Origin of the sequence: Planococcus versutus (assembly GCF_001186155.3) — a bacterium.
GTDB classification, from domain to species: Bacteria; Bacillota; Bacilli; order Bacillales_A; family Planococcaceae; genus Planococcus; species Planococcus versutus.
The window spans coordinates 680,996-702,659 of record NZ_CP016540.2 but is presented as its reverse complement, the minus strand read 5'-3'; the positions used below and the strand labels follow the sequence as shown (position 1 = coordinate 702,659).

Here is a 21,664-nt window from a genome sequence, read left to right as displayed (position 1 = left end):
TTTTGTGAGAATTGAATATAAGCTTGATGCAAAAGCAACCTCCAAAATCATGCACATGACTTTGGAGGTTGTTTTGTGTATTAGTCGTTTTCACAAATGTCTTTTAAGTTCTGCAGGGTTTGCTCTACTGAATTGGACATTAATTTTTTAATATAAAACGTATTGGCTACTTTCCCAATAATGCTGCCGGATAGTTCATAACTCATTTCAAAATTGAGTTCAGTTCCTTCATCTTTTGTAAGATACCTCCACGTTTGAGTAGCATCAAAAGAACCAGTAACGAAGCATCGCCAAACGTATCCATTCCCTACGCGTGCGTTTTCTTCTACCAGCACATGTACAGATCGCTCTCTTCCTAAAAGAAAATACTTCATATCCATACTCGTTCCTTTTTTACCTGTTCCAAGTATGTTTTCAGCTTCTGATAAATTGGCGTACCATTGATACCAAAATTTTGGATTTGTAGCGAATCGATGGACTTCATCCACACTGCGGTCGATGAAAATGCTTTTCTTCACATCCCACATCACTATTCTCCTCTCTTCTTACACTCACTGCACCCTCTCAAGCAGTTACGAAGAACACAAAAGACTACTTTCTTACTCCATAATATAACATGTAAAGTACTATTAAAACTGATTTTTCTGATAAATATATACTTTTATGATAAAGTTTACGAGATGGGCAATATGGTTAGTGATTTGTATTGCTCGCTACTTCCAGTCACGTACTTGCTTCATTCTATACACATTAGGCACACTTTTAAAAATCGTCTTTTTGTCTATATGACTAAGAACATTTTAGTAAAGAAAGGAGATTTTGCTATGAAAACAAATCAATTTGTGAGAATTTTAATTATTTTGGCTGCCATACTGCTGATTGGTGTCATGGCTGTTTTTTATGTTATTTACAATTGGGAACCGGAGCCACAGAACGTACTGGAAGAAAAAGTGATCAAAGTACAAATCGATGACATAGAATTAACGTTAGAAAATTCTCGTGTAGATTTTCTACCGAGCGGTGATGCTACTACTCGCATCATCGTTGTTGGCAATAACGATAACTTTACGTTGCAAACAAACGTATCAGACGATCGTTTGTTTATTGAATTAGAAAACAAGAATTGGTTTTCTCTATTAAACTTTAACCGCTCCTACTCGTTGCAAGTTTTTGTTCCAACAACCGGTCTAACCTCGCTTTCCGCAGACAGCGAGAACGGACGGATTGGAGCAAAAGATATCAAAGCTGCAGAATTATCACTTCAAACAGATAATGGACGCATCTCTTTGGAATCTGTCGAAAGTGAAACCATCGATGCCGAAACAGATAACGGCCGGATCGAACTGACAAACATGGAAGCTAACATGACAGTCCACACCTCCAATGGACGTATCGTTTTCACAGATACATCAGGTAAACTAGAAGCAACAACAAATAACGGACGCATTCAGTTAACTACTGACACACTCGACTTCCCTATCGATTTTGAAACGGACAATGGTCGCATTGAAATACAGACACAAACCGAGCCAACTAACGCACGTATTGAGACACACGTCGACAACGGACGCATCGATATCTTTGGTCAAACTTCCGAACAAGTCACTTTCGGCAAAGGTGACACGCTTATTAAACTTGATTCGGATAATGGTCGCATTGTTGTGGAGTAACTCAAGTCTATTGCTATCTATCAACATCGTAGTTTGGGTAAAAGAGCCTGAATTATGATGTTTTCACGTTTACTTATCGCTTATTTGCACCAATCTAAACCAAAATTTTAAACTAATAAATAATTTTATTTTCCATGAACTTTTTCGGTACTGCTATGTCTAATACATAACAAGAAAGTGAGGTGTTGGCTGTGGATGAAATTAACGTCGCCCGAAAAGCGATACAAGGCGATGAAGACGCATTTATCGCTTTAATGCACATGCATAAAGAAGCCTTGCTGCGGACTGCTTTAGCTTTTCTCAAAAATGAACATGATGCGCTCGAAGCTTTACAAGAAACAACTTACAGAGCCTTTAAGAACATTCATACGTTAAAAGAACCGAGCTATGCAAAAACTTGGCTGATTCGCATTGTGATTAATTATTGTCAAGACCAATTGAAAAAAGACAAACGTTTCGTCAGGAATGGCGAATATGTAGATTCTTCCGTTTCAGATGATTTGACACAAATTGAATTGCAAGAAGCTCTGAGTATGCTGTCTCCTGCTGATCAACAATTAATTTACATGAAATATTTTCAAGACGTCAAAATCAAAGACATCGCGACTATTGAGAAAATTCCTGAAGGCACTGTAAAATCACGCTTGCACAAAACACTGCGAACGCTGCGTAGGCATTTTGAAGATAAAGGAGGGATTGATCATGTATGAAAAAGAAGAAACAAAATTAAATGATTTCAGAGAACGTTTGGAACAAGTCCCACTTCCTATCGAAAAAGCTGATGCGGCAATTATGCAGGGACTCGAACGAGCCAAACGAGACAAAATGCAAACTCGTGCCAAACGGAAGCGAACTTTTTGGAGTCTGGCTGTAGCTGCTCTGTTGATGCTTACAGTAGTCACCACAATTCGAGTATCTCCTACTTTCGCTAATGCGGTAGCATCGATTCCAGGAATGGAGACGTTTGTTGAATTGATACAAGATGACAAAGGGCTTACTGCTATATTTGAAAATGACTACTACCAACCGATCGGTGAGTCTCAAACAATTGGGCATACGACGATGACGATTGACGGTGTCGTTTTAGATGAATCAGGAATGGATATCTTTTATACAATTGAATCACCTGCAGAAATGGATGATATTATTATAAACACACCCGTTTTAAAAAATCAGCAACAAGAACTTGATTCTGCAAGCATTTCTTACAGTTCTCCAGTACCTGAAGAAGAGTCTCCAAAAATCTATACAGATATTCTAAAATATACGTTTGAAGACTCGATGAATTTTGAAGATTTATCATTTACACTCGAGCTAGAAACTATTTTAAACGGTGATTTGTTTGATTTTTCTATACCGTTTGTCGTTCCTGAAAATGTAAAACCGAGTGTCGTTTATGACATGAATAAAGAAGTTGAAGTCGAAGGACAAAAATTCACAATCGAAGACGTAACAATTCATCCCCTTCGCGTGGGTATTAAGATTTCATTTGATCCAGCTAACACTAAAAAAATACTTCAGTTTGAAGATATGCGCTTAGAAGATGATAACGGTGAAATCTGGAGTTCAATATCTAACGGAATTTCGGCTACTGGCGATATTGAAGACGGCGAGATGCTTTACTATATTCAAAGTAACTATTTTGAAAAGCCGAAACAGCTGTATTTGCGAATAAACAAAATACAGGCAGTCGACAAAGAAGACGCTTATTTCTTAGTCGATACCGATCAGAACTTGTTAGTCCATAGCCCGAAAGATGGCAAATTAGCGTTAACTAAGTCGAGCCGTACTGGATTTGAAATGACTTTGAAACTAGATTCAGAAAATGAACATACGTATGGAATTGATCGAAATATAACAGATACCACCGGTGCTCCTATAGAAATGCGATATTCTGGAATATCTAGTGGATATGAAGATAGGCAAATCATTGATATCGGTATAGAAGACACTGGCTATCTCAATCCTGTGAAAGTTGAATTGTTTTCTTATCCCAATTATATCAATAGCAACCTTAAAATTGAGTTGCCAAAAAAATAGTACGACATCAATGGCAGGGACCAAACAAAGGTTCCTGCCATTGATCGTGGTGTAGCCAAAAGCATGATTCGAATAAAATCTGTTCTTTCCTATTAAATTGTTTTACTAGTAGAAAGCTAGGGAAAAGCCTAGTAAAGAAACTTTTAAAGGAGGGATTGGATGAAAGTATTTGTATTTGGCGGAGGCGGCGATGTTGGTGAATATGTCTTAAAGAGATTAGCTGCTGAAAACCACGAAGCATTCACGATTGCAGAAACGGAAAATCGAGCAGAAGAACTGCGAATGATTGGTGCTATTCATGTAAGCGTAGCCAAAGACAATCGCTTTGTCGAAGTCATGGAAGGATGCGAAGCGATAATTTACATAGCTGGTGCGAATCCGACAGCAGGCGAAAACAAAAACGTGTTGGTGGATAAAGACGCAGTCGCACATGCTATGGCAAAAGCACGCGAACAACAAATTGAACGTGTGATTTACTTGAGCCCAGCTCGCGTGGACGAATCAGCAGAATCACAAGAAACCGGCGGCAAAAAAATTCCAGAACAACTGATCAAGCTAGATGGTTTCACGTATACGGTTATCCACTCGAGTCGCGGTGTTCACAAACCAGGTCAAAATACGATTAATATCGTTTCTTCCAATGGTGAAAAAGGCAAAGAAATTGCGTTTGAAGACGTGGCGGCTGTTTTAGTGGAATCACTTGCCAACAAAGCCACATACAATAAGACCTTTAAAGTTGTATCTGGAACGACTCCAATTAAAAAAGCATTGAAAAACATATAAAAATAATAAAATTAAAAAGGTGGATTTTATGGGAAAAATAACAAAATACTTACCATCCGCAATTCTAGGATCTACTGTAGCAGCTCCACTTGCGTATATTGCATACATTTACCAAAAAGACAATCACCAAAAACAGCATGCGATACTCCGCAATTTTCCGTTACTAGGAAGAGTTCGTTACATGACTGAACACATCGGACCTGAGCTTCGCCAGTATTTATTTTCTGGAGACAACGAAGGATTACCTTTTTCACGTATCCAATACCAAAATATCGTCAAAGCTGGAAAATACAATGAACGCCTGATTGGGTTTGGATCTAATCGTAATTTTGCAGAAGACGGTTTTTACATCCGCAATTCGTTATTTCCTAAATTACGAACTGAACTAAAAGTGGATAACAGTGAAAAAGTAAAAACAGTCAAATATGTCGTTGACAACGAAGGCTTGATGTCGCGAAAAGAACACCGAGAAGAAGTTCTTACTGATCCATACTATCTTCGCGACGAAGATGCAGTTGTTCTAGGTGAGGGCTATTGTCGTGAGCCATTCCGAATAAAAGGACAAGTGGGCATGTCCGCGATGAGCTATGGCGCTTTAGGAGAAAATGCCATCACCGCTTTATCAAAAGGACTTGGCGTTGCAGGTGGCACATGGATGAATACTGGTGAAGGTGGCATTTCTGATCATCACTTAGCGGGTGGCGCAGATTTAATCATGCAAATCGGACCTGGCTTGTTTGGCGTACGGACTGCCGGTGGCGAATTTTCTTGGGAAGCGTTCAAAGAAAAATCCGAAATGGAACAAGTCAAAGCTTTCGAAATCAAATTGGCTCAAGGTGCTAAAACACGCGGCGGCCATTTAGAAGGCAATAAAGTAACCGAAGAAATTGCACGGATTCGTTTGATTGAACCGGGAAAAACCGTTAATAGTCCTAACCGTTTTACGGAATACGATTCATTTGATAAACTGTTTGACTTTATTGAAGAGCTGCGTGAAGTTGGCGGCAAGCCAGTTGGCATGAAAATTGTCGTCGGTGATGTCGAAGGTCTCGAAGAAATGGTTCAAATTATGAAAGAAAGCGGCAAAGGCCCTGATTTCATCACAATCGATGGAGGTGAAGGCGGAACCGGTGCAACTTATCAAGAATTGTCAGATTCAGTCGGTTTACCTATTATGACAGCATTGCCGATTGTCGATGAATTGCTTCGTCAATACGAAGTCCGCGATCGTGTGAAGCTAATTGCTTCCGGGAAACTAATTACACCGGATAAAATCGCCATTGCGCTTTCAATGGGTGCAGATCTCGTTAATATCGCTCGAGGATTTATGATTAGTGTCGGCTGCATCATGGCAGAAGTGTGCCATACGAATACTTGTCCAGTCGGTGTTGCTACAACCGATCCTGACTTACAAGACGGCTTAGTAGTTGGTGAGAAAATGTACCGTGTTGCCAATTATGTCATGTCTTTGCGTGCCGGATTGTTCAACATTGCCGCAGCTGCAGGTGTTGAGTCTCCGACAATGCTCGAGAGAAAACACTTAACTCATAAAGACATTCAAGGTCGTATTTCTTCTGTTGGCAGTATGATTCATAAAATTGAGCAAGAAGAAAAGAAAGAAAAAGACGTTGAAAATTTAACAGTTAAAAAATAACTTACGATAAAAAAGCAACACAAACCAACTGGTTTGTGTTGCTTTTTGCGTAATTCCATACCATTAACGTTCTTGTTCTTCTGGATAAACAACTTCTACGTTATCTTCTTTTTTCAGTTCAGCTGGAGCTCCCCACATGGCAATTTCATGCTCAATTATATCAATACTTTCGTCTTTTCCATCAATAATGTGAAAAACTTTATGACCATTTGCAACAAGCCAATTACTGATTAAAAAACGATGACAACGTGAAGGATGCCGCTCCGAACAGCAATAAGCCACGCGCTTTTCGCTAGCAATCGCTAGTAGCTCTTCTATGCCTTCTTTGAATTCAGCAGTCAAGGTATAGTCGGCGTAGTTATGAAACGACTGATTGTTCCATCCTGCGTTTACTTCTACTTCAATTTCTTTCGATTTGCGTCGACGCCCTCCAAGTTTCGGAAAATGCTGGTAGTGGATATTATCTGCCTCTAACCATTCCGGGAAAATATCTTTCGAAAATTGCGGCCATTTGCGACTGCCTGGAAATGCTCGCACGTCTGCTAACACTTCAACCGAATTGTCTTTTAACATCTTTTCAAAAAATTCTTTCGAGTGGCTCGAATGACCAATTGTATAAATGTCCATCTTGACTCTCCATCCTTTTCAAATGATCTACTCTTACTATTCCTGTCAATTAGTACTGTTAAACACGTTTTCATCATATAGAAAAACCGCAACTTGGATTTAGAATTCCAAGTTGCGGTTTCTGATGTTGTATTCACATAAGCGTTGCTCGATTAAAACGATGGACTATAAGAAGTTAATGGAATGTCTTCGTAGGCTTCTGGATCTAATTGCTCGACTGATCCATCAGCGACACCTTCAATAATTCCAGAAAGTCCGCGTTCAACTGATTTAACCAATTGTCCTTTTTCTTTCTGCCCCATCATTTGCGTTTGTCCTCTTACTTCAAACAATACTGTTCCACTACCATTTAATGCATAACTACCAAGCGCTGTTCCCGGAAGATCAAGCCCTTGTGAATAAAGTGAGATATTTGTAAATTTCGAATTCCCATATGATTGAAGCTCATTGTATGCAGCTAAGTTCAACTGTCTTGAGAAATCGTAATTGTACTTATCCGCGTATTCTGCATACTTAGACCCTTCTGGAGAAGAAGGACTTGGAACAAATTGAGCTGACAATGACAAAGTGACAGGATCCGCTGTGCCGCCAACATAATAAAGACCTTGATGATGCAAATCAACAAAAACATCAACATTGCCGAACTCATCTTGCAAAGATTTGTATACATCACGAGAAGTTTGAGCTTCTGGTGTAATGAACCATCCTGGTTTATTTGAAGCTCCCGGGAAGTCTTGTTCTTCAGGTACATAATTTAAATCTGGATTAAAATCACGATTCACATCAAATCCAGGATTTGCACCATAATCGTAACTTTGACTAATGCCTCGATCTAAATAGTTCCATGATGGAGCTACGTCATTTAATTGAGGATAATCTTCCACAACTTCACTCCATGTTAAGCTGTTTCGACGTTTATCTCCTTCAGAAGCATCCGGATTCATCATTGGCATAAAGACAATTGTCACTTCTTCTCTGATTTTTTTTGCTTGTTTTGAGTTATTTGATAAAGATTTCAACAAACTAAGAATGGCAACCGTTCCTGTTTTTTCATTTCCATGGATTTCACTTTGAACAAGAAGCACTTTGTCTCCTGTTCCAACTCTTGCCGTATAAATATCTAATCCTTTATGAGATTGTCCAACCACATCTACTTGGACAACACCTTTACTTGTTGCTTCAATTTTTTTCAAACTCTTTTGTAGTTCTTGATGGTCAATAAATCCAGAAATGCTATTATCATGATGATGTTCTGCTGGTTTTGATTCGGTTTCTACCGCATAAGCTGGCATTGCCAATGCTGCACATAAACTCAACGCTCCGACTGTACTCATCCACTTTTTCGTCAACACACATCCACTCCCTTTTATGTATAAAACCTATTCCAAAAAGAGCATACCAGAGGGAACACTAATAGTAAATGTATTCTGAATATTCAGTTCTTAAGTACTGAATAGAAATACTTTATACTGTTTTATTCATTTTTTTATAGATATGAGTACCCATTTAATTCGGCCTACGAAATAGTTTTTAAGTAAAAATAATCTTCACGTTTGAAATACTTTCAAAGATGGTTAGTTAATCTACTTGATGCTGATTATTGATTTAATCTAATAAAAACTGGGGAACTTTATCCACTTTACTCAAACTGTTTTTCGGCACAATAAAAGCAGAGAATCCGCTATTTTATAAATAAATTAAACTCAATATACGCGTCTTCAGTTACTTCATATGTGATTTCCACTTGGCTTGTTTGACTTCTTTTCTTCTGCTATCGATGACTTATTATAGGGTGTGTGATTTCTTTCAATAGGTTATTAACTTACCAATTATATTGTTAATCATATCAGTAACATGGAAATTCTTGCTTTATTTTTGTATACAGAAGTAAATTCTCTATCCTCTCTAAACCGCTATACAAAAGGCATTCTGTTGATGCTATACTTAACTTAAAAAACTAGTTTGATCTTAATAGATTCAAAGATAAAGGAGAAAATCTCATGACTGAAGCTGTTCAACATTCAGAAGAAATTAATGCGTTTTTTCAACAACACCGAGAAGCGTTCCAAGATAAATTACTGGACGAAGCTGTCACCGTAAAAGATAAAATCACTGAGATTTTAACCATTGGCAACATCGACCTTGTAACCAATGCCCATACAGTTGTGGGGTATATCATTGAAGGTCATGAAGAAAAACTGAAACTATTTGCTGAACAAGAAGCCATTGCTTGGGCTACACATTCGATTGAGTTGTCATTTAAACTCGAATGGATCCAAGCGATTCGCCGCACACTTTGGACGTTTCTCGAGCGATACAATCAGTTGGCCGACGACGAAAACGCAGTCGACTTTTTTGCTATGGAAAAATGGATCAATACACGTGTCGATACATTTTTGAATACGTTTTTCATTAGCTATTCAACTTATAAAGATTCATTGATTTTGGCAAACAGAGAACTCGTTGAAAACTTGTCTGTCCCCATCATTCCAATCAATTCCTCAGTGTCCATCTTGCCATTGATCGGTTCAATCGATGCTTTCCGCGCATCTATTATCGAAGAAAAAGTTTTAACCGAAGTCAGTGTATCTCGCATTCAAACATTGATTTTGGACTTGTCCGGAATCGTCGACATGGAACCTGAAGTGATTTTTCACATTATGAAAATTATCGACAGTTCGACGATGATGGGCTGCAAATCCATCATTACGGGATTACGTGCAGACGTTGTGCGTAAAATGGTCGCTTTTGGTTTGTTATTTGATCCAAAGACGAAAACATTTGGAACTTTACAGCAAGCGCTTAACGAGCATTTGGTCGTTTGATCTTATAGAAAAACCGCGATATGGATTTAAAATCCACATCGCGGTTTTCTTTTGAATGATAGTTAATGTCTCGTATTTCTTCTATAAGAGCACAAAACGATCAAGAGATAGAACCCGCAATCATAATTGAACTTCGAATTAATTGATAGCACTCTAATATATCTGTACAAATAAATGATATTTCTAGCGGACCCCCCTTTTTTACGTAGGGCAATATGTCAACTGCGTCTGCTTGTCCCGTGTTTAAAAAAGTCATTTTCACTATGTAAGGTGGTTTAATTCGGTAAGGACTAATTTCACTACGAGCTGCTAATGCAGTTTTTGTATTTTCTTTTATGAGCTCTCTTGCCAAAACAGGATGTGTATTTAATGCAGTCGTTCGATTAACTGTTTGCTTTACAATCGCTTGGTGGATAGAGGGAACTAACGCCGTTGCTTCTTCTGCCACTAAATTACATCCGGATACAAAAACAACAGGCACATTAAAATGTCCGGCAACCAAAGCATTCAATCCAAATTCTCCAAGCTCTATCCCATTCAATTCAATTGATCTAATCACTTTTCCGTTAAATGTGTGGTTTAAGATTCCTTCTGACCCCATTTTTGTATGGTAGCCAACAAATAAGGCTGCGTCGAAATCGCTACTGATGCCCTCCATCATTGCGAGCTTCTTGGGCGTTCCTAAAATCAATTCCGCTTTTTTATGTAATTGTTCATGGTAAATATTGCGCATTGTTCCATGAGAGTCATTTACAACAATCCTATCTGCACCTGCCTCCACGGCTCCGAGTACACAAGCATTCACTTCTTTTGTCATTAACATTCGTGCATAATCATGTTCTCTTCCTTCCCGCATCGTATGTTCTCCGTGAACAACACCAGAAACCCCTTCAATATCTGCAGATATAAAAACCTTCAATATGTGTTCCTCCTAGTACAAAGCATTTTAAACTGGATGGCATACTTATGCGAAAAGCTTCTTATAACTAAGTGTTTCAGATTCAGAATTCTGCTATTCACCTTATTAAAAAGTCTTCTCGATAAAGTCATGTAATTTTTCATACTAATTGGTTACTTACTCATGAGTTGACTGATGAAAATCAAAAAAGACTTCTCCTTTATCCGACAGCTTTGTACCGCCTCTACCTTTATGCACGTTCACTAAACCTAGTTCATTGAGAACTTCTAAACGCAACCTAAGTTGTTGATCTGTCAAAGTAATTCCCATATCTAGTAAGCGCGACTTAACTTTTGTTCGCCCAAAAGACTTTAGTTCTTTCTTTCCTGATCGGTAAATTCTTAAGATTGCTAAACTCTCGTCTAAAAATCCATGTACTTCGATTTTTTTTACCATTAAACTTATATCTTTCGAAAAACGATCTTTTACTTGAGTTTCTCCATCGTTATGCGTTGTATGCTCACGTTCATAAGAATGCTCTTTATGATCCAAACTAGTAGTTAAATACTGTTTGTTTTTGTATTTTTCAGCTACAACTAATTGTGACTTGAAAAACCGATTCATTAATGACGTTTGACTAATATTCATATCTAAATAACTTGAAATTTCTAAAATCGTATTGAAATCTACGATTCTCGGACCAATATCAATCACATTTGTAAACCCTTTAGGAACCAATTCTATTTCCCCTGGTGTAACTAACCAATCGGTAGTCGGCTCTATTGAACTAATAGAATTGTAAGCACTGTATTCATGTTCAAAGAATATATTCCTTAAAGAATTCACTGTTTCTTCCGCATGTTCGGATGTGTCATTAATAATTAGGATTTGCTGTTTTTTAGGCAAACTTAATAATTTTTTTGTGGCAACAATATTCACTTCTCTTTTAGCAAGTATAACTGGGCAGGATTTTGGTATAAACGGACGTGTGATTCCAATTAATACTTCTTTAGAAAGAACGACGATATCGTTTTCTACCACTAAATCCTTTGTCATATCTTGCACAGTGGTCGAAGATAAAGCAATGCTATCACCAAATATTTCTAGCAACTGGAAAGAAATCGTATTTAAATAAGCTTTTTGACTTGCGATAATGTGGAGTTTTCTCATCTAACTACCCTTCTAGTTCTTCTGCAAAATGACAAGCAACAAAGTGATTATCCCCATAGTCTCTATATTCAGGAGTCGTTTCTACACACACATCTTTTGCAAACGGACATCGCGTGTGAAATGTACATCCTGATGGTGGATTTGCAGCGCTTGGTATATCACCTGTAAGAACGATTCGATTTTTTTTTGCTGAAGGATCAGGAATTGGAACTGCACTCAGTAATGCTTTTGTATAAGGATGAAGTGGATGTTTAAACAATCGATCCCTATCGGTTAATTCTACTATTCTTCCTAAGTACATAACCGCAACACGGTCAGAAATATGTTCAACCACACTTAAATCATGCGCGATAAATAGATACGTCAAATTAAACTCTGCTTGTAAATCTTTTAATAAATTAAGAATTTGCGACTGAATCGAGACATCTAGTGCTGACACAGGCTCATCTGCGATAATAAGCTTTGGATTTACCGCTAGCGCTCGCGCAATTCCAATTCTTTGTCGTTGCCCCCCACTGAATTCATGTGGATATCGATTTGCATGGTACTTATTCAAACCAACAACTTCTAATAACTCAATTACGCGTTCCTGTCTTTTTGACTTTTCTAAATTATGAACAATCAAAGGCTCTTCAATAATTTCTTTTACCGTCAAACGCGGGTTAAGTGAAGCGTAAGGATCTTGAAATATCATTTGAAATTCTTTTCGATACGGTCTAATTTTATCAGCTGAGAAATCAGTAATATCTTCTCCCTCAAAGATAATTCTTCCTTCTGTTGGATCTAATAACTTCATCAGCACTCTACCGGTAGTCGATTTCCCACAACCACTTTCTCCTACAATGCTTAATGTTTCACCAGCTTTGACAGCAAAAGAAACTCCATCTACCGCTTTAACAAAATTCTCTTTTCTACTAAATATTCCTTTTTTCAAAGGAAAATGCATTTTAATATTTTGGGCTTCCAACAAATACTGAGTCATTTTCAGGCACCTCCTCGTGTAACCAACATCTACTCGAATGATTTGGTGAAACTTCTTTTAGCAGCGGTTCTTCTTCCCAGCAGATATCCATTGCAAAAGGACATCTCGGGGCGAATTTACATCCCTCAGGCATTCTCGATGGAATCGGAACATTGCCCGCAATTGAGGGTAAACGGTCTACTCTCTCCCCCATTTTTGGTATTGAAGCAAGTAACCCTTGTGTATAAGGATGTTTGGGATTTGAAAATATAGAATGTACATCACTTTCTTCTACCGCTCGCCCCCCGTACATAACAACTACACGGTCACACATTTCTGCAACTACACCTAAATCATGGGTAATCAATAAAATTGCGGTTTCTGATACCTCTGTTAAATTTCTCATTAAATCTAGTATTTGTGCTTGTATCGTAACATCTAAAGCCGTTGTAGGCTCATCAGCAATTAGTATTTTAGGAATACAGGCCATCGCCATTGCGATCATAACGCGTTGACGCATTCCTCCAGAAAGCTGATGTGGATAATCATGAATAATTTCGGCGGGTCTTGAAATACCGACTGCAGTCAAGATTTCAATCGCACGACCTCTGGCGTGTCTTTTTGATAATTTCGTATGAAGAATAACTGCTTCTTCAATTTGTCGTCCGATTCTAAACACTGGATTTAACGAAGTCATAGGTTCTTGAAAAATCATGGCAATGTCATTACCACGTATTTTTCTCATTTCACTTTCACTAATTCCAACTAAATCTGTTCCTTCAAACAAAATTTCTCCACCAACAATTTTCCCCGGAGTATCTTTTAGCAGCCCCATTATAGATAAAGAAGTAACACTTTTGCCACTTCCAGATTCTCCAACTATCCCCAAGGTTTCTCCTTTCGAAATTTTAAAAGAAACATCATCAACTGCTTTTACTGTACCAGAATCGCTGATGAAATGAGTTTTTAAGTTTTTAACTTCGAGCAATAAATCGTTATCCATGCGAAATCCTCCTTTCTTTGCATTCCTATTCTTTAATCTTTGGATCGAGTGCATCACGTAATCCATCACCCAATAAGTTAAAAGCAAGTGCAGTAATAAATATCGCTAACCCCGGAAAAAGTGTGACGTGTGGTGCAATATTCAAATAATCGCGACCTCCACTTAACATCGCCCCCCATTCAGGTGTTGGAGGTTGTGCACCTAACCCCAAGAAACTTAAGGCAGCAGCTGTCAAAATAGCTGATCCAATTCGCATCGTAAAATAAACAATAATACTTGAAACTGTTCCTGGAAAAATATGTTTCCAAATAATTCTAAGAGGTCTCGCACCTATTGATGTTGTAGCTTCAACATACAACGTTGATTTTACTGCCAGAGTTGAACTTCTAACAATCCGAGCAAAAACTGGAACACCAAATATGGCTACGGCAATTACTACGTTACTAAGACCTGGACCCAAAATGGCAATGATTCCAATTGCTAATAGAATTCCTGGAAAAGCAAGTAAGATATCACAGATTCTCATAATTATTCGATCAACCCATTTTCCGTAGTATCCTGCAATCAAGCCCAGTAATGTCCCGCCAACTGCACCAAGTAGGACAGAGCTTAATCCAACAATCAAAGAAATTTGTGTACCTGCTATTACTCGACTAAAAATGTCACGACCAAATGCGTCTGTACCTGCCCAATGCTCTGCTGACGGTCCTGATAACACATTCACATAATCGGGTTCAGTAATGTCATATGGCACTATGGAAGGACCAATGATCGAAAGTACAATTAAAAAAATAACAAAAAAGAATGATATAAACGCAAGTTTTTGCTTTTTGAACTTTCTCCAAAACTCTGAGAAAGGCGTGCGAGCTTCAATGTTTTCTAAAGACATTTGTATATATTGTTCTTTTTTAGATAGTTTCACTTCTGTCACAGAGATCCCTCCTTACTCATATCTAATTTGTGGATTTAATATTCCGTAAAGCAAGTCCACAATCAAGTTAATAATAATGAATTCTAATGCAAAGATAAGCATTTCAGCTTGAATGACTGGATAATCTCTAAAAGCAACAGAGTCTATCAATAGCTTTCCGAGACCAGGCCAACTGAATACTGTTTCAATAACTACAGATCCACCTAGTAAAAAGCCAAATTGTAAACCTGTCATGGTCACAACTGGAATCATAGCGTTTCTTAAACTATGCCCCCAAATAACATTTTTTTCTTTTAATCCTTTTGATCTAGCAGTTCGAACATAATCCTCTTTCAGAACATCCATTAATGCTGATCTTGTGAAACGAGCAATTACTGCTGCAACGCCAGTTCCTAGCGTAAAGGCAGGTAAGACATAACTTTTCCATGATTCGAGCCCTCCAGTAGGAAACCAGCCAAGTGTTACTGCGAAAAGTTGGATGAGCATGAGTCCCAACCAAAATGCTGGCAATGACAAACCTGAAACAGCTCCAAACATTCCTAAATAATCGGGCCATTTGTTTCTTTTAGTGGCTGATATAACTCCAATTATAAGTCCAGCAATTGTCGCCCACACCATACTCCAAAGTGTTAACCAAAAAGTTGGCATAAACCGAGCTCCAATTTCTTCAGCGACAGGACGATTTGTTTTTAAAGACGTCCCTAAGTCACCCTTTAAAAGGTTCCCCATATATGTAATGTATTGTTCAACTAAAGGCTTATCCAAACCTAATTCTTTGCTAACCAATTCTACATCTTCTATTGTTGCATCCGGACCTGCAACAAGACGTGCAGGATCTCCTGGAATCATATGTACGAATAGAAAGATAAGGATGGAGACAACTATTAAAATCGGAATAATCTCTACTAGTCTTTTAATAAGAAAACGAAACAAAATCATCCCTCCTATTTGTTAAAAATAGAAGCGCTATATAATGTATATAGCGCTTCATTCATATCTTATTTCTTGATTTCAAGATTCCTAACATCTAGTGAACCATCAGGCAATAAATAGATGCCTGTTAAATAGTTTTTCTTACCAGAAATTGTATTTTCTGCTGATAAACTAATCCATGGAAGGTCATCCCACAATAAACTTTGAGCTTTTTCGTATGCTTCTGCGCGCTTGTCTGAATCTGCTGTTTCTAATGCTTCTGCGATCAATCCATTTACTTCTGGATTATCATAGTAAGAAACGTTATAAGATTTTGGTGGGAAGTTTTCTGCTCCTCCTAGAAGTGGTCGAATTCCCCAATCCGCATCTCCAGTGGATGGAGACCAACCGCCGTAGTACATCTCAATCTCAGCATCTTTTGGATCTTGTACAGACCAAATTTTATCAGAAAGCGTTCCTGCCTCCATTGGAACCACTTCGACTTCAACATTTATCTGTGCAAATTGTTGTTGCAAAAACTGCATAGCCTTCATAGCACTAGAATTGTTCGCGCCCCATATCTTAGCTTTAAAACCATCTTCAAGTCCCGCTTCTTTTAATAAGCTCTTCGCTTTTTCAATATCGGGTTTTGTAGTTTCTTGTTTCGAATAATATTGAACAGCAGGTGCAATGATCGAATCTAATACACTGGCATGTCCGTTTGTCACAACTTCGATAAATGCTTCTTTATCAACAGCTAAGTCTAAAGCTTGTCGTACTTTAAGATCGTCGTACGGTTCTTTTAATGTATTCATTGTCATATAACGGACAACGATAGAAGGCTTACTATCTACTTCAATACCATTTTCTCCGTCTATGCTATCCGCTTGTTCTGTCGGCACTGGGTAAATAAAGTCTGCTTCGCCTGTTTGCAACATAGCAATTCTCGAACCGTTCTCTGTAACTGGCTTAAACGTGATACCATCAACTTTTGGTTGATCTTCTATTCGATAATCTTCATTTTTAGTAACTTCTAAACCTTCACCCGGTTTCCATTCAACAAACTTAAATTGACCTGTTCCTACCGGATTTGTAGCAACATCTTTACCAAATTCCTCTAAAGCTTTAGGGCTGTGAATCAATCCAGCTGGATGTGCAAATGTATTGATCATGGCACCAAATGGTTCTGATAACGTAAATTTCACTTCATATTCGCTAACAACTTCTGTATTTGCAATTAAACTATAAAGACTATGTCTTTTCAGACCACTATCAGGATCTGCTAACCGATCAAAGTTCACTTTTACTGCTTCTGCATTAAAAGGCGTTCCGTCATGAAATTTAATGCCTTCATTTAAAATGAACGTAAATTCTGTTGCTTCATCATTTGCAGAATATTCTTTTGCTAACATTGGAACGACGTTCATCTCTTCATCAAACCCAAGAAGTCCTTCGAAAATGGTTCTTTGAACAGAACCAGACAATGTATCGTTCGTGTCATGCGGATCCATACTTGTAAGTGTACTAGCTACTGCTACTACAATGTCTGATCCTTCTTTTGTTGCTTGCTCTTGCTCTTTTCCTCCACCATCGGCTTCATCTTTCGAATCACTTGAACAAGCTGCTAAAGCAAGTACAAGTAGTAGAACTAGCGACAAAAGTAAAGCATAACTTCTTTTCATCTTTTTTCCCCCTAAATTTTTTATGATAAAATGCATTATGCATTTTTCAGTGTAAATACTGGCTGCAAATGCCCGATAATTTCTTCTCTAGCGTTTTTTAAATTGGGATAATGATACTCGTTTAGAAGTTCATTTTGCTCTTTAGAAATTAGTTTTAGTTGATGTAGAACTTCAACCGCGACAGGAGAAGTTGCACGACCTGCCCCATCCTCAATTTTAAGGGCTATTCCCAATCCACTTTTAAGATCTCCAATACAATAAACACCTTCTGCCCCAGCTTTCCCAAACATTTGACCTTCTTCAATCCTCATGAAGTCTGAACAAAAACGATTGGTTCCACCAACCATTTCTGGTACTTCCATCATGGCAGAAGTAACTCGTTCAATAGCTTCTTTTCGTTTAGCTGGAAACGAAGTTGGATTGGCCATTTTTGCAAAGCCGAGCGCTAGATTTTTAAGTGGAATTCCATGAACTGGAACACCACACCCATCAATGCCAATTTCAATATTTTCCACTGGGGTTTCTGTAATGTCACTAATGACTTCGAGTATCCTTTGCTGAACTGGATGATCCGTTTTGTAATAATCTTCCACACTTTCTCCCATATGTATAGTAGTTGCCAGCATTCCACTATGTTTGCCCGAACAATTATTGTACACAGCTGTGATTTCCGCACCTGATCGCATCAGTTTCTCGTAGGTTTCTTGCCAACGTGGTGGATGTGTACCACATTTCAAACTATCCGTAGTTAAACCCAGTTTACTTAAAATTTCTTTTACTCGGTCTGTATGCTGATTTTCTCCGTTATGGGAAGCACATGCCAACGATAAATCCGCTGGTTCTAACTGAAAAGAATCTGCAGCGCCCGTTTCTACTATAGGAATCGCCTGTAAAGGTTTCATCGAAGATCTTGCAAATACTACTTTATCTGGATTTCCGTTAGAATAAAGTAGTTCGCCAGCGCTATTTACTACCGCAATGTGTCCCCAATGCTCACTTTCCACCATCCTTCCTCTAATAACATCTACTAGATGTTCTGCATCCATAGTCAGCATTCCCCTTTGTTTGTATTTTCTAATAATATATATCACAATCCAACTCATTACAACAGTTTTTTAAAAATATTTAGATAATTCGGGTTTTTTTGATACCTTAGAAACTTCTATTTCTATTAATACTAACAAAATAACAACTTTTCTTGCTCTTTATATACTATTTCAAGACAAATAAGACAGTTCAACAATCCGTTATGATTTTTTAAATAATCTATACAACACATTAAACCTCATTAAATTAATTTGAATAAAAACATATTGATATTGGTTTCAAATTTTTTCCTCATAAAAGCAAAAAAACCGCAAATCGGGTTTAAGTATCTCCGAATTGCGGTTTTTACAGAACGTTACTAACCTTTTATATTTCTTTTATGAAGTATCAAAAATTAGGGCTACTTACTTTTCACTATTGAATTACATTAGAACTTTTTGCACATTGTTCATAAAGGAATTTCTCATGTACTCTCTTGTTTTTATCATTCTTAGTTAGAACGTAATCATTAAGTCAAAATAGACCAGTTACTATAAGCATATTATGAGCAACACTCATTCATTATTCTTCCATATTATTTGCTTCTTCTGTATCCCGGACGTTCTTTTGTACCGTGACAACAGCGAACAAACTCAAGACAAACGAGATGCCGTAAAAGCCTTTCTCGCTCAAAGTGATACTGCCTGCGTTGAACAAGCCAATTGCCATAAGTGCAATCGCTGAGATCAATGCAAACCAGCTAATGCCGTAATACAAGTTAGTGACACGTATCCCTTCATCACGATCTCTTACTGCTTTTTGGAGTGATACCGCAGAATACAAGCCAAGAATCATTAAGGTAATGTAGTATCCTTTTTCGTTCAATTCCATCGCCGCATTGTACAAGCCGAGCAAATACGTCGATACGCCAATTAGCAATGCTCCCCAAGCTGCGCCTTTAAACGCACCTGTTGGTTCTCCGAGCCTGCGTTTTTCTACTGGTTTCTTTGTGAATGTGTTTTCTTCTTTTTCCCCTAACATGCAAACAGCCCCTACCTTCGTATAATGTAAGCTTTATTTCATTCAAAAAAACAACTATGCTTACTGACTAAATTGCCATATTCTTGTTCAACTAACTTAATTTTGTGAAAATTTACGATTAAGATTATTTTACCATATATCGTGTGTTTCATAGCGATGGATTGCGAACAAAATTTTAAAAGGAAAAGAGTAACTCTATTTCACGACTTTTCTCCAAACCAAAAACCGCTAAACGGAATAACTTCCATCAGCGGTTTCTTACTTTTTTCAATTTCTTTTATGGTAATTTCAATTTTCCAAAGCTATTTTGATATGTGCCAAATGATGTTCTTCGTGCCAAGACAATTTTGCGAGTTTTGTTGCGACACTGATTTCGCCAGTTGTCGCATGTGTAAACACGCGCGCCCATTGCTCTTCAGATAATTGCTTGCCAAGTGCCACAATGCGTTCGTTTAGTCCTTCTAGTATGCGAACCGAACTTTCTACTGGTAACTCATTGTCGGGAAGCGCGATCCACTTTTCTTGATCAAAAGCAGGAACTGTTGGATTGTCATCCGTCAAAGCCAGTTTCAAACGTTGATACATATTCAACTGCGAATCTGCAATATGATGCACAAGTTCGCGGACGGTCCAACTGCCTTCTCTGTATTTTTTAGCTAATTGCTCGTCGTCTAGTGAATCAACCACTTTTCTGAGTCGCGTGGTATACGTCTCGGTTTTTTCAAGCCATTCTTTGACATGCTCAGCTGTTACGTGATCAGGAACTTGTAATTTTCCAATTGGGAATTTCACATCCATTTTTCCAACCTCTTTTCTTCGTGCGATTTGTGAGTCATCGTATTAACGCTCAATATACCAATGGGACTGGATTTTGTAAACCTAGAGGCTATCGGTTCAACTGCAAGTATACATATGCCTTCCACTATGCCGCGATACTAATTACTCCACTGTATTTATGAATGCAAAACGATCAACTAATGCCGTGCTTTAGAAGAAAGTCGAGCATCTTGTTATAGGCGTCGTCTCGAGACGGTGCATGATGTTTTGACGAATAAGGATCACTAAAACCATGTTCTGCGTTAAACTGATGCACTTCCACATTTTTCTTATTCAAACGGTGTAGCGATTCAGTCACACCGGAAGATTGTTCTTGTTTCGAAAAAAACAAGAGAGTTGGACATTGCGGATTTGTTTCCAAATGGTCTCTAATTCGCGATCCGTAGTAGCCAACCACCCCTTTAATGCAGTCTATCTCACTGCATAGCCAAGCAATCGTCGCGCCTACGCTAAAACCGACGATGTAAATCTCTTCATATTTGTCCTGAGCATCCAACACGATTTTCTGGACTTTGATCGCAACATCTGCAAAGTCTATATTCTCCGTAAAATGGCGGTAAGCCGCTTCTTCTTGGTTATACTCAAAAGTCATTTGCTGCTGTAGTAGATTCGGACAACTAACATCAAAACCTTCTTTTGCTAACGACCTGCATACTCCTTTGATATGCAAGTTGACTCCATAAATTTCGTGGAGTACAATGATAAGATTTTTTGAGCCTGTATGTATCTTTATCAACTTACCTCTCCTAACAAGTCTATTCTTCTTTCTAATGAAACCGCCAAAACCCTAATTTTTCCGATACTTGTCTTCAATCACCTTATAGTTTTCATGATGTATTTTATCCCATTCTGTCTTTTTATACATCCGGCTTTTCAGTTGGCTGTTAGTGGCATCCGGATCATACTCTATAAAATATTGGCTATCTGCCCAGTCTTTTATCTCTTTATGCTCCGCGTGCTTTTTGTCTCTATATATTCGTAGGAATTCATAAAATCCAGGAATGCCACCCACGTCTTCCGGCGGTGCCGTTTCTGCACCATCCAGCAGCGTTGGGAAACCGAAATAATAATCATCAACGATTGTCTCTAGTTTAATACGGAACTGCCAGCCGTCTCCAAAATCGTAGTTATAAACTAGCTCTCTGTGCTTTTCCAAAAACTCATCCATTTTAATACTTGAAGGTTTTCGCACAACTAACGATAGCCGTTCTTGATAAGCCTCTTCATACTTTTTATGCTTCGGCTCCATATTCTTTAGTCGCTCCGCGAACATTTTTTTATTCTTTTTAAAATGCTGATGTTCTTGGTACGCTTCTTCGTCATTTGTCACGCGGATTCCGTCTTCAGTCAAATCAAATTCGAACAAGTGATAGCCTTCTGATGGATAGCCGCTTTGAAAATTGCTGACCTGTTGCACGATATCATGCAGCATATTAAACGTAGCTCCTGCTGGCATAACCACTTTACGCCAAACGAGTGGATCTGAGTGTTCTAGTTCAATTCGGATAATGTATGATTTCATCTTTTGGTTACCTTACTTTCCGTTTGTGTGTAATTGTAACAGGCCAGTAGCATTGCACCGTTCTAGCAATTTCTGGATGATT

Annotated in this window: 21 protein-coding genes; 6 read left to right on the top strand and 15 right to left on the bottom strand. The window is 38.2% G+C overall.

Annotation, left to right across the window (positions count from 1 at the left end):
- Nucleotides 1-80 precede the first annotated feature (80 nt).
- Entirely contained in the window at nt 81-527 is a 447-nt protein-coding gene (locus I858_RS03625) for an SRPBCC family protein (RefSeq protein WP_049694872.1), read from the bottom strand.
- Nucleotides 528-824: 297 nt separating this feature from the next.
- On the opposite strand from I858_RS03625, the gene I858_RS03620 reads away from it, so the two are divergent.
- The 5 genes from I858_RS03620 to I858_RS03600 all read left to right on the top strand — a co-directional run bounded on the left by I858_RS03620 (nt 825) and on the right by I858_RS03600 (nt 6,147).
- On the top strand, nt 825-1,670 hold the full coding sequence (locus I858_RS03620; RefSeq protein ID WP_049694873.1) for a DUF4097 family beta strand repeat-containing protein: 846 nt from the start codon (nt 825-827) through the stop codon (nt 1,668-1,670).
- Between the two features lie 191 nt (nt 1,671-1,861).
- The gene (locus tag I858_RS03615; protein WP_049694874.1) at nt 1,862-2,380 is read left to right on the top strand and encodes a sigma-70 family RNA polymerase sigma factor; all 519 of its coding nucleotides are present in this window, start codon (nt 1,862-1,864) and stop codon (nt 2,378-2,380) included.
- Nucleotides 2,373-3,710, top strand: coding sequence for a DUF4179 domain-containing protein (locus I858_RS03610; protein ID WP_049694875.1), 1,338 nt, complete (start codon nt 2,373-2,375; stop codon nt 3,708-3,710). The genes I858_RS03615 and I858_RS03610 overlap by 8 nt, the downstream gene beginning before the upstream one ends.
- Nucleotides 3,711-3,869: 159 nt before the next feature.
- A complete protein-coding gene (locus tag I858_RS03605) occupies nt 3,870-4,493 on the top strand; it encodes an SDR family oxidoreductase (protein WP_049694876.1) in 624 nt (207 codons plus the stop codon).
- A gap of 28 nt (nt 4,494-4,521) precedes the next feature.
- Nucleotides 4,522-6,147: an FMN-binding glutamate synthase family protein gene (locus I858_RS03600; protein ID WP_049694877.1), complete on the top strand. Its 1,626-nt coding sequence runs from the start codon at nt 4,522-4,524 to the stop codon at nt 6,145-6,147.
- A gap of 63 nt (nt 6,148-6,210) precedes the next feature.
- Here I858_RS03600 and I858_RS03595 read toward each other — a convergent pair whose 3' ends face one another.
- Nucleotides 6,211-6,774 (bottom strand): DUF488 domain-containing protein, encoded by a 564-nt coding sequence (locus I858_RS03595; protein WP_049694878.1) that lies wholly within the window; start codon nt 6,772-6,774, stop codon nt 6,211-6,213.
- A gap of 152 nt (nt 6,775-6,926) precedes the next feature.
- Entirely contained in the window at nt 6,927-8,126 is a 1,200-nt protein-coding gene (locus I858_RS03590; RefSeq protein ID WP_420812632.1) for a M14 family zinc carboxypeptidase, read from the bottom strand.
- Between the two features lie 648 nt (nt 8,127-8,774).
- Here I858_RS03590 and I858_RS03585 point away from each other — a divergent pair.
- The gene (locus I858_RS03585) at nt 8,775-9,599 is read left to right on the top strand and encodes an STAS domain-containing protein (RefSeq protein ID WP_049694879.1); all 825 of its coding nucleotides are present in this window, start codon (nt 8,775-8,777) and stop codon (nt 9,597-9,599) included.
- A gap of 100 nt (nt 9,600-9,699) precedes the next feature.
- Here I858_RS03585 and I858_RS03580 read toward each other — a convergent pair whose 3' ends face one another.
- From I858_RS03580 to I858_RS03525, 12 genes are all read right to left on the bottom strand, one after another.
- Nucleotides 9,700-10,518, bottom strand: coding sequence for a M55 family metallopeptidase (locus I858_RS03580; RefSeq protein ID WP_049694880.1), 819 nt, complete (start codon nt 10,516-10,518; stop codon nt 9,700-9,702).
- A 156-nt stretch (nt 10,519-10,674) separates the two neighbouring features.
- Complete coding sequence (locus I858_RS03575; RefSeq protein WP_049694881.1) at nt 10,675-11,667, bottom strand: hypothetical protein; 993 nt, start codon at nt 11,665-11,667, stop codon at nt 10,675-10,677.
- A 4-nt stretch (nt 11,668-11,671) separates the two neighbouring features.
- Entirely contained in the window at nt 11,672-12,649 is a 978-nt protein-coding gene (locus I858_RS03570; RefSeq protein ID WP_049694882.1) for an ABC transporter ATP-binding protein, read from the bottom strand.
- Nucleotides 12,615-13,631 (bottom strand): ABC transporter ATP-binding protein, encoded by a 1,017-nt coding sequence (locus I858_RS03565; protein WP_049694883.1) that lies wholly within the window; start codon nt 13,629-13,631, stop codon nt 12,615-12,617. Before I858_RS03565 ends, I858_RS03570 begins: the two co-directional genes overlap by 35 nt.
- Before the next feature lie 25 nt (nt 13,632-13,656).
- A complete protein-coding gene (locus I858_RS03560; protein WP_049694922.1) occupies nt 13,657-14,520 on the bottom strand; it encodes an ABC transporter permease subunit in 864 nt (287 codons plus the stop codon).
- Nucleotides 14,521-14,574: 54 nt separating this feature from the next.
- Nucleotides 14,575-15,495, bottom strand: a complete 921-nt coding sequence (gene gsiC / locus I858_RS03555; RefSeq protein ID WP_049694884.1) for a glutathione ABC transporter permease GsiC — start codon at nt 15,493-15,495, stop codon at nt 14,575-14,577.
- Between the two features lie 65 nt (nt 15,496-15,560).
- Nucleotides 15,561-17,156, bottom strand: coding sequence for a glutathione ABC transporter substrate-binding protein (locus I858_RS03550; RefSeq protein ID WP_049694885.1), 1,596 nt, complete (start codon nt 17,154-17,156; stop codon nt 15,561-15,563).
- A 35-nt stretch (nt 17,157-17,191) separates the two neighbouring features.
- Nucleotides 17,192-18,202: an asparaginase gene (locus I858_RS03545; protein WP_049694886.1), complete on the bottom strand. Its 1,011-nt coding sequence runs from the start codon at nt 18,200-18,202 to the stop codon at nt 17,192-17,194.
- Nucleotides 18,203-18,764: 562 nt separating this feature from the next.
- On the bottom strand, nt 18,765-19,223 hold the full coding sequence (gene yiaA / locus I858_RS03540; RefSeq protein ID WP_049694887.1) for an inner membrane protein YiaA: 459 nt from the start codon (nt 19,221-19,223) through the stop codon (nt 18,765-18,767).
- Nucleotides 19,224-19,511: 288 nt separating this feature from the next.
- Complete coding sequence (locus I858_RS03535; protein ID WP_049694888.1) at nt 19,512-20,021, bottom strand: YfiT family bacillithiol transferase; 510 nt, start codon at nt 20,019-20,021, stop codon at nt 19,512-19,514.
- 172 nt (nt 20,022-20,193) lie between these two features.
- Nucleotides 20,194-20,796: a dienelactone hydrolase family protein gene (locus I858_RS03530; protein WP_049694889.1), complete on the bottom strand. Its 603-nt coding sequence runs from the start codon at nt 20,794-20,796 to the stop codon at nt 20,194-20,196.
- A gap of 51 nt (nt 20,797-20,847) precedes the next feature.
- Entirely contained in the window at nt 20,848-21,582 is a 735-nt protein-coding gene (locus I858_RS03525) for a plasmid pRiA4b ORF-3 family protein (RefSeq protein WP_049694890.1), read from the bottom strand.
- Between the last annotated feature and the right edge of the window lie 82 nt (nt 21,583-21,664).

What these genes read in the sequence shown, in the direction of transcription:
- I858_RS03575 (WP_049694881.1), bottom strand. Translation starts at nt 11,667, where the DNA reads ATGAGAAAACTCCACATTATCGCAAGTCAAAAAGCTTATTTAAATACG.
- I858_RS03560 (WP_049694922.1), bottom strand. Translation starts at nt 14,520, where the DNA reads ATGTCTTTAGAAAACATTGAAGCTCGCACGCCTTTCTCAGAGTTTTGG.
- I858_RS03595 (WP_049694878.1), bottom strand. Translation starts at nt 6,774, where the DNA reads ATGGACATTTATACAATTGGTCATTCGAGCCACTCGAAAGAATTTTTT.
- I858_RS03525 (WP_049694890.1), bottom strand. Translation starts at nt 21,582, where the DNA reads ATGAAATCATACATTATCCGAATTGAACTAGAACACTCAGATCCACTC.
- I858_RS03535 (WP_049694888.1), bottom strand. Translation starts at nt 20,021, where the DNA reads ATGGATGTGAAATTCCCAATTGGAAAATTACAAGTTCCTGATCACGTA.
- I858_RS03570 (WP_049694882.1), bottom strand. Translation starts at nt 12,649, where the DNA reads ATGACTCAGTATTTGTTGGAAGCCCAAAATATTAAAATGCATTTTCCT.
- yiaA (WP_049694887.1), bottom strand. Translation starts at nt 19,223, where the DNA reads ATGTTAGGGGAAAAAGAAGAAAACACATTCACAAAGAAACCAGTAGAA.
- I858_RS03565 (WP_049694883.1), bottom strand. Translation starts at nt 13,631, where the DNA reads ATGGATAACGATTTATTGCTCGAAGTTAAAAACTTAAAAACTCATTTC.
- I858_RS03605 (WP_049694876.1), top strand. Translation starts at nt 3,870, where the DNA reads ATGAAAGTATTTGTATTTGGCGGAGGCGGCGATGTTGGTGAATATGTC.
- I858_RS03610 (WP_049694875.1), top strand. Translation starts at nt 2,373, where the DNA reads ATGTATGAAAAAGAAGAAACAAAATTAAATGATTTCAGAGAACGTTTG.
- I858_RS03550 (WP_049694885.1), bottom strand. Translation starts at nt 17,156, where the DNA reads ATGAAAAGAAGTTATGCTTTACTTTTGTCGCTAGTTCTACTACTTGTA.
- I858_RS03545 (WP_049694886.1), bottom strand. Translation starts at nt 18,202, where the DNA reads ATGGATGCAGAACATCTAGTAGATGTTATTAGAGGAAGGATGGTGGAA.
- I858_RS03600 (WP_049694877.1), top strand. Translation starts at nt 4,522, where the DNA reads ATGGGAAAAATAACAAAATACTTACCATCCGCAATTCTAGGATCTACT.
- I858_RS03585 (WP_049694879.1), top strand. Translation starts at nt 8,775, where the DNA reads ATGACTGAAGCTGTTCAACATTCAGAAGAAATTAATGCGTTTTTTCAA.
- I858_RS03620 (WP_049694873.1), top strand. Translation starts at nt 825, where the DNA reads ATGAAAACAAATCAATTTGTGAGAATTTTAATTATTTTGGCTGCCATA.
- I858_RS03625 (WP_049694872.1), bottom strand. Translation starts at nt 527, where the DNA reads ATGTGGGATGTGAAGAAAAGCATTTTCATCGACCGCAGTGTGGATGAA.